We start from the raw sequence: 15,187 nt of genomic DNA, 5'->3' as shown, positions 1-15,187 counted from the left end.
CCGTCAGAGCGAAGCGGCTTTTGCCCGCACGCCGTCGGCGTAGATTATTCCACCGTCACCGATTTCGCCAGATTGCGCGGCTGATCGACATCCGTGCCCATGAACACGGCGGTGAAGTAGGCCAGCATCTGGATCGGCAGCGCGTAGATGATCGGCGCGATCATCTCCGGCACGTCGGGCAGGACGATCGTTTCCAGCGTCTCGATGCCGGCTTTCGCCGCGCCCTTGGCGTCGGTGATCAAAATGATCTTGCCGCCGCGCGCGGCGACTTCCTGCATGTTGGACACGGTCTTGTCGAAGATATGATCGTGCGGGGCGATTACGATCACCGGCATGTTCTCGTCGATCAGCGCGATCGGCCCGTGCTTCAGTTCGCCCGCCGCGTAACCTTCGGCATGGATATAGGAGATTTCCTTGAGCTTGAGCGCGCCTTCCATGGCGAGCGGGTAATTGGTGTCGCGGCCGAGGTAAAGCGCATGTTTGTAATGCGACAGCTCGCGCGCCACCTTTTCGATCTGCCGGTCGAGCTTCAGCACCTGGCTGGCGATCCGCGGCGTTTCCGACAGGGCGCGCACCAGGGCCTTTTCCTCCTCGGCCGAAATCGTGCCGCGTTCCTTGGCCGCGCGCAGCGCGAGCGAGGCCAGCACCGAAAGCTGGCAGGTGAAGGCCTTGGTCGAGGCGACGCCGATTTCCGGCCCGGCGAGCGTGGGAAAGATACAGTCGGATTCGCGCGCGATGGTGGATTCGGCCACGTTGACGATCGCGCCAATCGGAATGCCTTCCTTGCGGCAGTAACGCAGCGAGGCCAGCGTGTCGGCGGTCTCGCCCGATTGCGAGACGAAGAACGCCGCGCTGTTCTTGACGAGCGGCATTTCCCGGTACCGGAATTCCGAGGCGATATCGATGTCGACCGGCAGGCGCGCCAGCCGCTCGAACCAATATTTGCCGATCAGGCCGGCGAGATAAGCGGTGCCGCAGGCCGAGATCGCGATCCGGTCGAGGGTGGCGAAATCGAACGGCAAGGCGTCGCTGCGCGTCGTGCGCTCGGTGAAATCGATATAATGCGCCAGCGTGTGCGAGATCACCTCGGGCTGCTCATGGATTTCCTTTTCCATGAAATGGCGGTGATTGCCCTTGTCGACCAGAAAGCGCGTCCCGATCGATTGCTGTTGCGCCCGTTCGATACGCTCGCCGTTCATATCGTAGATTTCCAGCCCGCCGCGGCGCAGCACGACCCAGTCGCCGTCTTCCAGGTAGGTCACGATATTGGTGAACGGCGCCAGCGCGATCGCGTCGGAGCCAAGATACATTTCGCCGTCGCCGTGGCCGATCGCCAGCGGCGGACCGCTGCGCGCGCCGACGATCAGGTCCTCGTCGCCGCGAAACAGGATGGCGAGCGCGAAAGCGCCCTCCAGGCGCTTGAGCGCGGCAAAGGCGGCGTCGACGGGCGCGGCTCCCCGGTCGATCTCGCGCGAAATCAGATGCGCGACCACCTCGGTGTCGGTCTGCGAGGCAAAGACGTAGCCGTCAGCCTGCAATTCAGCGCGAATTTCGGCGAAATTCTCGATGATGCCGTTGTGCACGATGGCGACATCGTTGGAAAAATGCGGGTGGGCGTTGGTTTCGTTGGGAACGCCGTGCGTGGCCCAACGCGTATGGCCGATGCCGATGGTGCCGTCGAGCGGACTTTCGGCGATGCGGCGCTCGAGATTGACCAGCTTGCCCTCGGCGCGGCGCCGGTCAAGGCGGCCGTCCAGGATCGTGGCGACACCGGCCGAATCGTATCCGCGATACTCAAGCCGTTTGAGCGCATCCACGATGAGCGGCGCGACCGGCGCGCGGCCGACGATTCCAACGATTCCACACATAGACGAACAAGTCCCCGCGTTGTTTCTCACCCTCGGTGATCGACGATTTAGGTGCTTCCAAGGCAAACCGGAAGTAAAAAGACTTTTCAGACAATGACAGTCGCCAAGCGAACGGCGCGGGTCACACAGGTCGGCGCCCGTTACTCCATCGATTGACGGGCGGCGCCCAGCAGTGTCTCGACACCCTTGGCCATATAGACATGTTCGCTGCCGAGCGCGAACAGCTCGTAGCCCATCGCCGCATAACGCCCGCACAGCGCCGGATCGACCACGTAGATACCGGCGCGCTTGCCGGCTTGCGCCGCGCGCGCGGCAATATCGGCGATCGCCTCCATCATCGCGCCGAGGCCGGGGTCGATGCGCTCGCCTTCACTCCAGGCGATGGAAAAGTCGGACGGCCCGACAAACACGCCGTCAATGCCCGGAACGGCAAGGATGTCGTCGAGCGCGGCCAGCGCCTCGCGCGTCTCGATCATGGCGAAGGCCGTCGTGGCCCCGTTCTGCGCGTGCAGCCAGTCCTGCGCGCCGGCCGGGCCGCGACGCGGCATGCCGAAGGTCGGCCCCCAGGAGCGCTGACCCACGGGCGGGTATTTCATCGCCGCCGCGAAGCGCCGCGCGTCGTCGACCGAATTCACCATCGGCGCGATGACGGCTTCCGCGCCGAAGTCGAGCGCGCGGCTCGCCATGTCGAAGCGGCCGACCGGGATGCGCACGATCGCGTGGCGGCCGGCCGCCAGGACCGGCGCGATCGAGCGCACCACGCTGTCCTCGTGATGGCCGCCATGCTGCATGTCGAGCGTGACGGCGTCGAACCCCTGCCCGGCGACGATTTCGACGGTCAGGGCATCAGGTACCGACGACCACGCTGTAAACAGCGTTTCGCCGCCGGCAAGGCGCTCGGCAAGGCTCATCAAAATGCTCTCCGCTGCTTGCGGCGCTCACGCCGTGTTCGCGTCCCGGCAACGCCAACCCGCCCGCGCGGGACGACGTGGGACGGTTTTGCGTGAAAAATCAGCTTTGCCTGATCTGCTCGACCGCGACGGCCAGCAGCTCATCCATTGTGCGGCGGATTTGATGGTCCGACTGGCCAACGCCGGCCGCGTCGAAATCCTTGCGCACTTTGCGGAACACGTCGTCGTCGCCGGCCTCCTCGAAGTCGGAATTGACCACTTCGACGGCATAGGCGTCGGCGTCGGGGCCGGTCTTGCCGAGTTTTTCGGCCGCCCACAGGCCCAGAAGTTTGTTGCGGCGCGCCATCGCCTTGAACTTCAGTTCCTCGTCATGAACGAACTTCTTCTCGAACGTGTCCTCGCGATCTTTCATGCTGGCCATCGACGGTCCTCCGGTAGGGGGATTGAATATCGGTTCTCCATAGGGCGAGTGGGGCGTGAAATCAAAGGCTTTCGCCCCCGGTCAACAGCCGAACCGCGTCCCGGCGCGGCGCGAAACCGGTTGATCCGGAGCATTTGCCGATTGAGTAGCTGATGCAGTTGCGCTAGAGCACGCGGACGATAAACCGACAAGGCGGCCGGTTGGCTGCATCCCGACCGGTTCGCGCACATCCACTCAAGGACCCGAGCCATTTCCATGAATCGTCGCCGCCGCATCTATGAAGGCAAGGCCAAGATCCTTTATGAAGGACCTGAACCGGGCACCCTGGTCCAGTTCTTCAAGGACGACGCCACCGCCTTCAACAAGAAGAAGCATGACATTGTTGACGGCAAGGGCGTTCTCAACAATCGCATTTCCGAACATATCTTCACGCATCTGAACCGGATCGGCATTCCCACGCATTTCATCCGACGCCTCAACATGCGCGAACAGTTGATCAAGGAAGTGGAGATCATCCCGCTCGAGATCGTGGTCCGCAACGTTGCCGCCGGCTCGCTGGCCAAGCGCCTCGGTCTCGAGGAAGGTACGGTGCTGCCGCGCTCGATCATCGAATTCTACTACAAGGCCGACGCGCTCGACGACCCGATGGTGTCGGAGGAGCACATCACGGCTTTCGGCTGGGCCAGTCCGCAGGAGATCGACGATATCATGGCGTTGGCGATCCGGGTCAACGACTTCCTTTCGGGACTGTTCCTGGGAGTCGGCATCCAGCTCGTCGACTTCAAGATGGAATGCGGCCGGCTGTGGGAAGGCGAAATGATGCGTGTCATCGTCGCCGACGAGATTTCACCCGATTCGTGCCGCCTGTGGGATGTCAGCACCCAGGAGAAACTCGACAAGGACCGGTTCCGCCGCGACATGGGCGGCCTCGTCGAAGCCTATCAGGAAGTCGCCCGCCGGCTCGGCATCATGAACGAGAACGAGACGGTGCGCCCGACCGGCCCCACCCTGGTCAAGCACTAACCGGCATTTCCGCCGCCGTGGTCGCCGACCGCGCCGGCGGCCACCTGGAGACAGACCGACGATGATAAAAGCCCGCGTCACCGTAACGCTCAAGAACGGTGTGCTCGACCCGCAGGGCAAGGCGATCGAGGGCGCGCTCGGGACGCTCGGCTTTTCCGGTGTCGGCCATGTGCGCCAGGGCAAGGTGTTCGATCTCGAACTGAACAGCGCCGACAGGGCAAAGGCCGAGGCCGATCTCAAGGCGATGTGCGAAAAGCTGCTCGCCAACACCGTGATCGAGAACTACGCGGTGGAGATCGCGTGATGGCGCGGGCGCTTCGGCTCGACGAGGATCTGCGCCACGCCACGCCGCCGCTGGCGCCATTGCCCGACGCCTCGGAGAAGGAACGATGAAATCCGCCGTCGTACTGCTTCCTGGCCTCAACCGCGACCGCGACATGATCGCGGCCCTGACCAAGATCGGCGGCAGGCCGCCCGCCACCGTGTGGCAGACGGATACCGAAATTCCCGATGTCGACCTGATCGTCATTCCGGGCGGGTTTTCCTACGGCGACTATCTGCGTTGCGGTGCGATCGCGGCACGGATGCCGGTCATGCGCGCGGTGGCGAAAAGGGCCGAACAGGGCGTGCGGGTGATCGGTGTGTGCAACGGTTTTCAGATCCTCTTGGAAGCCGGCCTGCTGCCCGGCGTACTGATGCGCAACGCCTCGCTCAAATTCGTCTGCCGCGAGGTCATGCTCGAAGTCGCCAATCCGGACACTGTTTTCACGCGTGGTTACCGGCACGGCCAGGTCATCCGCTGTCCCGTCGCCCATCATGACGGCAATTATTTTACCGATGCCGAGACGCTGTCGCGCATCGAAGGCGATGGCCGCGTCGTGTTTCGCTATGCGCAAGGCACAAATCCCAACGGTTCGCTCAACGACATCGCCGGCATCGTCAACGGGGCCGGCAACGTGCTCGGCCTGATGCCGCATCCCGAAAACCTGATCGAGGCGGCCCATGGCGGAACCGACGGCCGCGCCCTGTTTGAAAGCGCGCTACGATGCGAGGCCGCCTGAAGCCCGCCGGCGATAGCGCCTGTAACCTGGAGAGGGGAACGACCCCGGCCATGGCTCCGCAACCAAGCGTGACGAACCGGCTTCCCGGCAAAGCACCCGGTCGCAAGGCGACCATCGTGCGCCTTGCGCCGCTGTTTGCGGGATTGATACTCGCCAGCCTCGCCATGATGACGTGGGTGCAGGGCGCCCGGGCGCGCGACCACGATGCCGCGCAGGTCTATTTCGTCCGCGGCTTCATGGGCATTTTCTCGACCGGCCTCGACGACATGGCGGCACGCCTCAATGCACGTGGTGTCAGGGCCCAGACATATGGGCATCTGAGCGGCCCCGCCGTGCGCGGCGACATCGTGCGCAGCCACAAGGCCGCGCCCGGCCTGCCGGTCATTCTCGTCGGCCATTCCTTCGGCGGGAACGCCGCCCTCCAGGTCGCCGCGCTGCTCGCGCAGGATGGCATCAAGGTCGATCTCGTCATCACCGTCGATCCGACCCGCGACGGCCCGATCTCGCCCAATGTGCGCCGCTACATCAACTATTACCTGTCGGCCAACGCCATCGGCTCTGAACTCGCCGGCGGCGGCGCGGCGGCGCGGGTCGTCAATATCGACATTCGCGACCGGACCGATATCGAGGGCCTAGCGACCGGCCATTGGACCATGACCGTGAACCAGAAGATCAAGGCCGAGATCTTGGGCGCCATCCTGCGTGTCGCGCGACAACCCGCCGGAAATTCGCGCTCTCGAACACTCAGGGCGCAGCGACAGGACGCCGGTTCTCGGCCTGCGGGCGCGTTGGGCCGATAGCCCGGCCGATCTCACGCTTGTATTCGTGGAAATCGACCTCGATCGCATGACGGCGGCTATTGACGAAGCGCCGCCGATCGCGGGCGATTTCGTCGCGGATACGCCGGCCTAGATCGGCGGGCGGACGCCAGCGGCCGGCAATCTTTTCGGCGACCAGTTCGGCCTGGCGGTCGGCGAGCGCCCAGATGCACCCTATCGGTTGAATAAGACCGACGAAGTAGAGATTGTCGACGTCCTCCGGCAGGATTTTTAGGTAAAGCGGTACCTCGAGCGTATTCGACCAGTCGCAAAAGCCGTCCTCGAAAAACGGAAAGTCGATCCGGTAGCCGGTCGCGTGAACGATCGCGTCGAACCGCTCGGCAGCCCCGTCGACGAAACGCACGATCTCGCCGTCGGCACCGGCGACGTCGGGGCGCGGCGTCACGCGGCCATGACGAAACTGATCGAGAATGTCGCTGTTGAGCGTGGGGTGCATGCCGACCGGCGAGGCTTCCGGCTCGGCCAAGCCGTATTTGCGGTAGGGACCGACTGTGAGCCGCAGGCCGAAGGCGACGAACAGCCGCCGCAGGAAAGCCGGAAAGCGTTGCAGCTTGGCATATTGCGTGTCCACCGGGCGGCCGAACATCAGCTTCGGGATGATATGTTGCGGGCTGCGCATGCTGAGGCTGACATGGGCCGCCACGCGGGCCAGTGCTGCGGCGATGTCGCAGGCCGAGTTTCCGCCGCCCACCACCAGCACCCGCTTTCCCTTATAGGCCTCCGTCGTCCGAAACGCGGCCGAATGGATGCGGTTTCCTGAAAAATCCGCCGTGTTTTGCGGCATCTCCGCCTCGCGGTGATGGCCCGAGCAGACGATCAGATGGCTTGCGGTATCACGGAACGGGCCGTTCCGATCCTCGCCCTCGATCACCCAACCCCCGTCCGTACCGCGCCGCGCCCGCGTCACGCGCGAGCCGAGACCGATATGCCGCTCCAAAGCGAAATGCTCGGCGTAGGCACGCATATAGGCAAGCACCTGGCGGTGCGAGGGAAAGTCCGGATAGGCGTCCGGCATCGGGAAATCGCGGAACTGAGACAGTTGCTTGGACGAGATCGTATGCGCGGCGTCATAGACGCTGACACGCGCCGGATCGGGACTGTAGGCCCAGATGCCGCCGATTTCGCGCTGCGCTTCATGGCACTTTATGTCGGCAATCCCAGCCTGAACCAGGTTCTTGACCGTCGTCAGACCGCACGGACCGGCGCCTATGACGCAAACCTCGCTATGAGCCATCGCCCACGAACGCCCCCATTCAACAATCCGTCATAACCCAACGGGCCGGGACGGTGTCAAGACGGTCGAGGAGGGCCGCGTCCTCATGCGCTTTCGCGGCCGATCGGTTTGGTGCATGGTCGCGCCGATAGAAGCCGGATTCGGCGCGGCGCTGACGCAGCCGTCCAACAATATGGGAATGATGCGCAATGTGGCAAAATCGTCCGGATGAAAAGGGCCAGGTCGGCCAGGATCCGGCCTTTGGCCGGTTTCGGCGCGATCAATGCCGCCGCGAGCGCCCTTCACCGGCCACCGTGCTGGGCCTGTCGGTGCTTGGCCTCTCGCTTCTCGCCGCCGGTTGCCAGGCCGGTCCGTCGGGGCCCGGTTCGATGTCGGCGCCAGGCAAGTCGGCCGCGCTCAAGACCATGGAACATATCGCGCTGGCCGTACAATCGTGCTGGTTCGCCAGCCGCGACCCGGCCTTCAAGCCCTATCGGATGGCCGACGAGCTGAACTCGTTTTCCGGACGCCCGCGTATCCTGCTGGTGCCAGCGCGCAATCCCGAGGCGCGCCCGCTCCTGGTCGTCCAGGCCGAAGGCGACCCGGCCAAGGTCGACGCCTTCGGGCCGCTGATGGGCGACAAACTCGGCAACCGCGCCGCCGCGGACCTGCGGCGCTGGACCGCCGGATCGAAGGCGTGCGCCTGAAGCGCGTTGCGGCCTGGCAAGGCCGGCCGCGCGAGGGAGCGACAGACGCCCCCTCGCCGCAAACCGACGGGATCAGTCCCAGAAATGGCGGCCGCTTTCGCGCCGGGCCTGCTGCTCGCTCAGACCGATGTCGCGCAATTGCTCGACCGTGAGGTCACGCAGCGCGCGGCGGCTGCGCTGCCGCTCCGCCAGCCGATCGAGACGCAACCACATCGAGACAAGCCTGACGGTGATGCGCCGCACGTAATCGGCCCGGTAACGCCGGACCGCGCCGGTCCAATGCAGACTGTCGACCTTGATTGTATCAATTGCACCCTTCATTGGTGCCTCCTCAGGGTTTGCCGCAACAAGCCTCCCGGAGCGCGTTTCTGAATTGACTCATCTGGGATGACAATATTAATATTGACACCATGACAAATTGGCTCCCGAACCTCGATGACGGCGCGGCGCCGCTTTATATGCGCCTGGCCGACCGGATCGAGGCCGACATCGCCGCCGGCACCCTTCCCGCCGGTGCGAAGCTGCCGCCGCAACGCAATCTCGCCTTCGATATCGGCGTCACCGTCGGCACGGTCGGCCGGGCCTATGCGTTGGTACGCGAACGCGGGCTGGTTTCCGGCGAAGTGGGGCGCGGCACCTTCGTGCTTGGCCAGTCCGGCGCCGATACGGGCACCCCGGTCGCGAACGCCGCGTTTTTCGGCGGCACCCGCGCGCCGTCCGCGCCCGGCATGACACGCATGGATTCGACCGCGGCCCCCGATGTCGACCAGGACCGGGCGATTGGCGATCTGATCGTGCGCCTCGGGCGCGAGCGTTATGAGGAAAACCTCGACTATGTGCGCGCGCCCTGCCCCGCCTGGCTGGAGGCGGGAAGCCGCTGGCTCGCCCATGCCGGCTGGCGACCGGCCGAAGACACGATCGTTCCGGCGCTCGGCGGCCACGCCGGCATCCTTGCCGTCATCGCCTCGATCACCGCGCCGGGCGACCGGATCGTGTTCGAGCACCTGACTTATTCCTCGATCGCGCGCAGCGCCAATCTGATCGGCCGCCGTCCGGTGGCGATCCCGGCCGACGCCGGCGGCCCGGTTCCGGAGGAATTCGAAAGACTGTGCGCCCAACAGCACCCCAAGCTCGCCTTTCTGATGTCGGCGCTGCAGAACCCAACGCTGACGACGCTGAGCGAGGCGCGCAAACGCGCCATCGTCGAGATTGCCCGCAAGCACAATGTCTGGCTGATCGAGGACGCGATCTACGGCGCGCTGCTCGAGCAGCCGCCGACGCCGCTGGTCACGCTGGCGCCGGAGCGGACGTTTCACATCGGTTCCATGTCGAAGACGGTCGCCGCCGGCATTCGCGGCGGCTGGGTCGCCTGCCCGCCGCATTTCGCGCCGCGCGTTCAGATGGCCTACAAGATGTTGACCGGCGGCAAACCCTTCTTACTCGCAGAACTGGCCGCGCAACTGGTGCTGTCGGGCGAGGCCGACGCGATCCGCGCCCGCGTCCGCGCCGAAATCGAGGCGCGCGAGAAGCTGGCGCGCACGATCCTGTCGGGCTTCGATTTCACCTCCCATCCGCGCGCGCCGTTCTTGTGGCTGAAGCTGCCCGAGCCATGGCATTCTGGAACCTTCAAGAAGGCGGCCGCCAATGAAGGCGTGCTGATCGACGACGAGGACGAATACAAACCCGCCCGCACCGACAAGGTTCACCATCGCGTCCGGGTCGGCTTTTCGGTTCCGCCCACGCGGGACGCGGTGCGCTCGGGGTTCCAGATCCTGCGCCAGCTCCTGGAAGGCGGGGTCGCCGGCTACGACAGTTTCGGCTGAGCCGTGGAAGGCTGGTCCGCCGCGCGGATTTTTCGCTTTTTGCGGTGTCATGCCCGACGCGCTTGCGCTAAGGGAGCCTGACCAAACGGCTTTGCGAAACACGCGTTCATGACAATTCCCAACACCATCCCGATCACGCCCGAGCTCGTGGCCGCCCACGGTCTCAAGCCGGAGGAATATCGGCGCATCCTCGACCTGATCGGTCGCGAACCGAGCTTCACCGAGCTCGGCATTTTTTCGGCGATGTGGAACGAGCACTGCTCGTATAAATCCTCCAAGAAATGGCTGCGCACCCTGCCGACCGACGGGCCGCGTGTCATTCAGGGGCCGGGCGAAAACGCCGGTGTGGTGGATATCGATGACGGCGACTGCGTCGTCTTCAAGATGGAGAGCCACAACCATCCCTCCTATATCGAGCCCTATCAGGGCGCGGCGACAGGTGTCGGCGGCATTTTGCGCGACGTTTTCACCATGGGCGCGCGCCCGGTCGCTGCCATGAACGCGCTGCGCTTCGGCGCGCCTAGCCATCCCAAGACGCGCCATCTGGTCGCCGGCGTGGTGGCCGGCGTCGGCGGTTACGGCAATTCCTTCGGCGTACCCACGGTCGGCGGCGAGGTCGAGTTCGACGCCCGCTACAACGGCAATTGCCTGGTCAACGCCTTCGCCGCCGGGTTGGCCAAATCGGACGCGATTTTCTACTCCAAGGCCGAAGGCGTCGGCCTGCCGGTGGTCTATCTCGGCGCCAAGACCGGCCGCGACGGTGTCGGCGGCGCCACCATGGCCTCGGCCGAGTTCGACGACGCGATCGAGGAAAAGCGCCCAACGGTCCAGGTCGGCGATCCGTTCACCGAAAAATGCCTGCTGGAAGCCTGTCTGGAACTGATGGGTTCGGGCGCGGTGATTGCCATCCAGGACATGGGCGCGGCCGGCCTGACCTGCTCGGCCGTCGAAATGGGCGCCAAGGGCGATCTCGGCATCCTGCTCGATCTCGACCGCGTTCCGGTTCGCGAGGACGCCATGTCGGCCTATGAGATGATGTTGTCGGAAAGCCAGGAGCGCATGCTCATGGTGCTCAGGCCGGAAAAGGAAGAAGAGGCCGAGGCGATTTTCCGCAAATGGGGGCTCGATTTCGCGATCGTCGGCACCACGACCGACGATCTGCGTTTCCGTGTCATGCACCAGGGCGAACAGGTCGCTGACCTGCCGATCAAGGAACTCGGCGACGAGGCGCCCGAATATGACCGGCCGTGGACGGCGCCGGCCGCGCCGAAGCCGCTGTCGGACGATGCCGTGCCCGCCGTCGACGTCGCAGATGCGCTCCTGACCCTGCTGGCCTCGCCCGACCAGTCGAGCCGGCGCTGGGTGTGGGAGCAATACGACACGCTGATCCAGGGCAATTCGCTGCAATTGCCGGGCGGCGATGCCGGCGTGGTTCGCGTCGAGGGCAGCGCGCACAAGGCGCTCGCCTTTTCCTGCGATGTCACGCCGCGCTATTGCGAGGCCGACCCCTTCGAGGGCGGCAAGCAGGCGGTGGCCGAATGCTGGCGCAACCTGACCGCCGTCGGCGCGGAGCCGCTGGCGGCGACCGACAATCTGAATTTCGGCAATCCCGAGCGCCCCGACATTATGGGGCAGTTCGTGCGCGCCGTTCAGGGCATCGGCGAGGCCTGCCGCGAACTCGCTTTCCCGATCGTGTCGGGCAATGTCTCGCTCTACAACGAGACCAACGGCCAGGCCATCCTGCCGACACCGACGATCGGCGGCGTCGGCCTGATCCGCGACTGGCAGAAAATGGCGCGCATCGCCTTTGCCGGCGAAGGCGACACCATCTTGTTGATCGGCGCGCCGGCCGAATGGGGCACGCATCTCGGCCAGTCGGTTTTCCTGCGCGACGTCTGCGGCCGCCTCGACGGTCCGCCGCCGCCGGTCGACCTTGCCCACGAAAGACGGGTCGGCGCCTTCGTGCGCGGCTTGATCGCCGACGGGCTCGCCACGGCGGTGCACGACCTCTCCGACGGCGGCCTGGCGCTCGGATTGGCGGAAATGGCGATCGCGTCGGGCATCGGCGCGCGTATCGATCTTCCCGGCGGCATCGCCGCCCTGCCCGCCCTGTTCGGCGAGGACCAGGGCCGTTATCTGATGACGATACCGGCCGCCGAGACCGATCGTTTCTTCGCCGAACGCCTGCCTGGCGCGCGGGTCGCCGCGGTTCGCATCGGCATGACCGGCGGCGGCGAATTGAAACTGGGCGGCACGCGTGCCATATCCGTACAGCAATTGAAGACCACCCACGAATCGTGGTTTCCACGTTTCATGAACGGCGCCGACTGAGGTTCTTGCCATGGCCATGGATGCGAACGAAATCCGACGCATGATCCAGGAGGCGATTCCGGACGCCCAGGTGACGATCCGCGATCTTGCCGGTGACGGCGACCATTACGCCGCCGAAGTGGTGGCGGAGAGTTTCCGCGGCAGAAGCCGGGTTCAGCAGCACCAGATGGTCTACGAGGCGTTGAAGGGCAAAATGGGCGGCGTTCTGCATGCGCTCGCCTTGCAGACCAGCGCCCCGGACTGAACGCGGCTCGTCATCGCCGGGCCGGATCGTGGCCGGGGACGGCTCGGCGGCGCAAGCGCCACTCCTGACAGGCCGCGATTGCGAAGGGCCGATTTGTGCAATAGATAGGGCAAAGCACGTGATTTCGCCGGGCCTTGCCCCCGGCCGAGAAAGGATAAGCAATGACCGCCATCAATGAATTCATCAGCAATGAAGTGAAAGCCAACGACGTCGTCGTGTTCATGAAGGGCACGCCGGGATTTCCGCAGTGCGGCTTTTCCGGTCAGGTCGTTCAGATTCTCGACTATCTCGGTGTCGACTACAAAGGCGTCGATGTGCTGACCTCCGACGAACTGCGCCAAGGGATCAAGGAATTCTCCAGCTGGCCGACGATTCCGCAGCTCTACGTCAAGGGCGAGTTCGTCGGCGGCTGCGACATCATTCGCGAGATGTTCCAGGCCGGTGAACTTCAGCCCTTCTTCGGCGAAAAAGGCGTCTCGGTGAAGGGCGCCGCCTGACCCCGTCTTCCATGCATGACCGTTCGGCGCGCCGGACGGTCGCGACAGGCAATGCCTCATGCGCCGGTTTTCCGGCGCATTTTCGTTTCCGCCTACCGACAGGACCAATGGTCATGGACCAGCAAGCAACCAAAGAGCCGGCCTACGCGCTTGCCATCCCGCGTTGGGAGTTCATCGCCCTGGCCGCCGCGCTGATGGCGATCAACGCGCTGGCGATCGACATCATGCTGCCGGGCCTGCAGCAGATCGGCGCCAGCCTCGGCGTGGCCGACGAGAATGCGCGGCAATATGTCATAACCGCCTATATCACCGGTTTCGGGCTCACCCAGCTCGTCTTCGGCCCGGTATCCGACCGTTTCGGTCGCCGCGGGCCGCTGCTTGTCGGCCTCGTGATCTATGTCGCGGCGGGTTTCGCCTGCGCCTTCGTTCCGAATTTTTCCGTGCTTTTGCTCTTGCGCTTCGTCCAAGGCCTCGGCGCCGCGGCTACCCGCGTCATCGCGGTGTCGATGGTGCGCGATTCGTTCGGCGGCCGTGCGATGGCGGAAGTGATGTCGCTGGTCTTCATGGTCTTCATGATCGTGCCGGTGCTGGCCCCCGGCGCCGGCCAATTGATCATGCTGTTTTCGGAATGGCGGGCCATCTTCCTGTTGATGGCGGTGCTGGCCCTGATCATCACCGCATGGACCTGGCTGCGGCTGCCCGAGACCCTCAGGCCCGAATATCGTCGCCCTTTCACCGCAAGCTCGATCCTGGACGGCTTCCGCATCGTCGTGACCAACCGGCTTTCGGTCTGCTACTCGATCGCCGTCACCGGCATTCTGGGGGCTCTGTTCGGCTTCATCAATTCCGCCCAGCAGATCTATGTCGGTCTTTATGATGTCGGCGCGATGTTTCCGGTCTATTTCGCGGTCGTGGCCGGGCTTATGGCGGTGTCGTCATTCATGAATTCGCGCCTGGTCGGCCGGTTCGGCATGCGTCGTCTCGCCCATGGCGCGCTGCTCGGCTTTCTCGCCGCGACCGGCCTCGCTTTTGTCCTGTCGCTGGTCGGTCCGCTGCCCTTCTGGCTGTTCTTGTTCCTGTTCGCCGTGGCCATGGTCCAGTTTTCCTGGATCATGTCCAATTTCAACGCGCTGGCCCTGGAACAGCTCGGGCACGTCGCCGGAACCGCCTCCTCCACGCAGGGCTTCGTGCAAACGCTCGGCGGCGGTCTGGCCGGCGCGGCGATCGGCCAAGCCTTCGACGGCACGGTGACGCCGCTTTCCGGCGGCTATTTCTTCGCCGCGGTGCTGGCGCTCGTCATGGTGCTGATCGCCGAGCGCGGCCGCCTGTTCCGCTCGCTCAACCCGCCGGTGTGAGCGACGAACCGGTTCCCATCGGAACCGGTCGCTCCTGGATATCCAGCCCAGTAAAGTCGAACAAGTCGCGGTCCAGAAGATGCGACGGCCGCACATGGGTGAGCGCGCGGATCATCGTATCCTTGCGGCCGGGCATGCGCTGTTCGATGTCGTCGAGCATTGCCTTCATGGCGTTGCGCTGCAGCCCCTCCTGGCTGCCGCACAGGTCGCAGGGGATGATCGGAAAGGCCATCGCCTCGGCGAACCGTGCCAGGTCGGCCTCGGCGCAATAGCTGAGCGGCCGCAGAACGAACAGATCGCCCTCGTCGTTGACGAGCTTGGGCGGCATGGCCGCCAGCCGGCCGCCATGGAAGAAGTTCATCAGGAACGTCTCCAAAATGTCCTCGCGGTGGTGTCCCAGCACCAGCGCCTGGCAGCCCTCCTCGCGCGCGATCCGGTAAAGGTGGCCGCGCCTGAGGCGCGAGCACAAGGCGCAATAGGTGCTGTTCTCGGCGATCTTGTCGGTGACGACCGAATAGGTGTCCTGGTATTCGATCCGGTGGGCAACCCCGATCGACGACAGATAGTCGGGCAGCACATGTTTGGGGAAATTGGGCTGCCCCTGGTCGAGATTGCAGGCCAGGAGTTCGACCGGCAGCAGGCCGCGCCATTTCAGATCGAGCAACAACGCCAACAGCCCGTAGGAATCCTTGCCGCCCGACAGCGCGACCAGCCAGCGCTCGCCGGCGCGCGCCATGGCGAAATCGTCGATCGCCTGGCGCATATGCCGCAACAGCCGCTTGCGCAGCTTGTTGAACTCGACCGAGGACGGCACCTCGCGAAACAACGGGTGGCAGCCCTCGCCGCCGGCGTCGGGCATTCGCGCGATCACGGTCATCGGCCGATCCACCCCCC

Annotated in this window: 16 protein-coding genes; 10 read left to right on the top strand and 6 right to left on the bottom strand. The window is 64.8% G+C overall.

All coding sequences use genetic code 11. The features are described from left to right. Nucleotides 1–44: 44 nt before the first annotated feature. The 3 genes from glmS to GN330_RS11160 form a co-directional block, all read right to left on the bottom strand. The gene (glmS, locus tag GN330_RS11170) at nt 45–1,868 is read right to left on the bottom strand and encodes a glutamine--fructose-6-phosphate transaminase (isomerizing) (RefSeq protein WP_156712722.1); all 1,824 of its coding nucleotides are present in this window, start codon (nt 1,866–1,868) and stop codon (nt 45–47) included. A 140-nt stretch (nt 1,869–2,008) separates the two neighbouring features. Continuing rightward, complete coding sequence (locus GN330_RS11165) at nt 2,009–2,779, bottom strand: HpcH/HpaI aldolase family protein (RefSeq protein WP_156712721.1); 771 nt, start codon at nt 2,777–2,779, stop codon at nt 2,009–2,011. A 100-nt stretch (nt 2,780–2,879) separates the two neighbouring features. Continuing rightward, nucleotides 2,880–3,200 carry a DUF1476 domain-containing protein gene (locus tag GN330_RS11160; protein WP_156712720.1) on the bottom strand — a complete coding sequence of 107 codons (321 nt, stop codon included), beginning with the start codon at nt 3,198–3,200 and terminating at the stop codon, nt 2,880–2,882. Between the two features lie 255 nt (nt 3,201–3,455). Between GN330_RS11160 and purC the strand changes: the two genes are divergently transcribed. The 4 genes from purC (at nt 3,456) to GN330_RS11140 (ending at nt 6,084) form a co-directional block, all read left to right on the top strand. Continuing rightward, complete coding sequence (purC, locus tag GN330_RS11155) at nt 3,456–4,223, top strand: phosphoribosylaminoimidazolesuccinocarboxamide synthase (protein ID WP_156712719.1); 768 nt, start codon at nt 3,456–3,458, stop codon at nt 4,221–4,223. Nucleotides 4,224–4,284: 61 nt separating this feature from the next. Then, nucleotides 4,285–4,527, top strand: a complete 243-nt coding sequence (gene purS / locus GN330_RS11150) for a phosphoribosylformylglycinamidine synthase subunit PurS (RefSeq protein WP_156712718.1) — start codon at nt 4,285–4,287, stop codon at nt 4,525–4,527. 85 nt (nt 4,528–4,612) lie between these two features. Further along, nucleotides 4,613–5,284, top strand: coding sequence for a phosphoribosylformylglycinamidine synthase subunit PurQ (purQ, locus tag GN330_RS11145; protein ID WP_156712717.1), 672 nt, complete (start codon nt 4,613–4,615; stop codon nt 5,282–5,284). A gap of 50 nt (nt 5,285–5,334) precedes the next feature. Beyond that, on the top strand, nt 5,335–6,084 hold the full coding sequence (locus GN330_RS11140) for a lipase family protein (RefSeq protein ID WP_156712716.1): 750 nt from the start codon (nt 5,335–5,337) through the stop codon (nt 6,082–6,084). Here the strand turns inward: GN330_RS11140 and GN330_RS11135 are convergent. Beyond that, the gene (locus GN330_RS11135) at nt 6,029–7,357 is read right to left on the bottom strand and encodes a flavin-containing monooxygenase (RefSeq protein ID WP_156712715.1); all 1,329 of its coding nucleotides are present in this window, start codon (nt 7,355–7,357) and stop codon (nt 6,029–6,031) included. The two genes, GN330_RS11140 and GN330_RS11135, sit on opposite strands and share 56 nt — an antisense overlap. Nucleotides 7,358–7,545: 188 nt before the next feature. Between GN330_RS11135 and GN330_RS11130 the strand changes: the two genes are divergently transcribed. Beyond that, nucleotides 7,546–8,043, top strand: a complete 498-nt coding sequence (locus tag GN330_RS11130) for a hypothetical protein (RefSeq protein WP_246188616.1) — start codon at nt 7,546–7,548, stop codon at nt 8,041–8,043. Nucleotides 8,044–8,115: 72 nt separating this feature from the next. Here the strand turns inward: GN330_RS11130 and GN330_RS23790 are convergent, their stop codons facing one another. Further along, nucleotides 8,116–8,364, bottom strand: a complete 249-nt coding sequence (locus GN330_RS23790; protein ID WP_246188615.1) for a DUF1127 domain-containing protein — start codon at nt 8,362–8,364, stop codon at nt 8,116–8,118. Nucleotides 8,365–8,453: 89 nt separating this feature from the next. On the opposite strand from GN330_RS23790, the gene GN330_RS11120 reads away from it, so the two are divergent. The 5 genes from GN330_RS11120 (at nt 8,454) to GN330_RS11100 (ending at nt 14,293) form a co-directional block, all read left to right on the top strand. Further along, a complete protein-coding gene (locus GN330_RS11120) occupies nt 8,454–9,866 on the top strand; it encodes an aminotransferase-like domain-containing protein (protein WP_156712714.1) in 1,413 nt (470 codons plus the stop codon). 108 nt (nt 9,867–9,974) lie between these two features. After that, entirely contained in the window at nt 9,975–12,197 is a 2,223-nt protein-coding gene (gene purL, locus GN330_RS11115; RefSeq protein ID WP_156712713.1) for a phosphoribosylformylglycinamidine synthase subunit PurL, read from the top strand. 10 nt (nt 12,198–12,207) lie between these two features. Next, a complete protein-coding gene (locus GN330_RS11110; RefSeq protein WP_156712712.1) occupies nt 12,208–12,441 on the top strand; it encodes a BolA/IbaG family iron-sulfur metabolism protein in 234 nt (77 codons plus the stop codon). A gap of 161 nt (nt 12,442–12,602) precedes the next feature. Next, the gene (grxD, locus tag GN330_RS11105) at nt 12,603–12,938 is read left to right on the top strand and encodes a Grx4 family monothiol glutaredoxin (protein WP_156712711.1); all 336 of its coding nucleotides are present in this window, start codon (nt 12,603–12,605) and stop codon (nt 12,936–12,938) included. Between the two features lie 113 nt (nt 12,939–13,051). After that, nucleotides 13,052–14,293: a multidrug effflux MFS transporter gene (locus tag GN330_RS11100; RefSeq protein ID WP_156712710.1), complete on the top strand. Its 1,242-nt coding sequence runs from the start codon at nt 13,052–13,054 to the stop codon at nt 14,291–14,293. Here the strand turns inward: GN330_RS11100 and ttcA are convergent. Next, entirely contained in the window at nt 14,277–15,170 is an 894-nt protein-coding gene (gene ttcA / locus GN330_RS11095; RefSeq protein WP_156712709.1) for a tRNA 2-thiocytidine(32) synthetase TtcA, read from the bottom strand. The two genes, GN330_RS11100 and ttcA, sit on opposite strands and share 17 nt — an antisense overlap. Nucleotides 15,171–15,187: the final 17 nt, after the last annotated feature.

Origin of the sequence: Nitratireductor arenosus (genome assembly GCF_009742725.1) — a bacterium.
In the GTDB taxonomy this organism is placed as follows: domain Bacteria; phylum Pseudomonadota; class Alphaproteobacteria; order Rhizobiales; family Rhizobiaceae; genus Mangrovimarina; species Mangrovimarina arenosa.
The sequence above is the reverse complement of the archived record's forward strand: the minus strand, read 5'-3'. Positions and strand labels throughout refer to the sequence as shown.